The 265-nt window shown below is 54.7% G+C and carries 1 protein-coding gene; it reads right to left on the reverse strand.

Annotation, left to right across the window (positions count from 1 at the left end; translation table 11 throughout):
* Positions 1 to 265, reverse strand: a 265-nt coding sequence (locus HBA93_RS21600; protein WP_221724617.1) for a protein kinase, incomplete at both ends; no start/stop codon positions are given.

A 265-nucleotide genomic window follows, 5' to 3' on the forward strand; every position in this document is an offset into this window, starting at 1 on the left:
GACGACCTTTAGCCCTGCTCCGGAGGCTCACTCCAACAAGCTTGGCCAGGTGTGGATGGTCAAACTCCTTCATGCAAGCTGCTTCTCTCAGGAACTCTTCTATGTCGCTTGAGGCAATGATGTCAGCTTTCAGCATCTTCACTGCCACTTTCACAAAGGAGCCATCTTCCTGCTTCAGCTGGGCTTCCCGCACTGATCCAAACTCTCCTTTGCCCAACATCCGGCCGAGGGTGAACTGCTGCTCTGGGATGAGGACGTCCTCCAG

The sequence above is a fragment of the Ochrobactrum sp. SFR4 genome, assembly GCF_019730395.1.
In the GTDB taxonomy this organism is placed as follows: Bacteria; Pseudomonadota; Alphaproteobacteria; order Rhizobiales; family Rhizobiaceae; genus Pseudochrobactrum.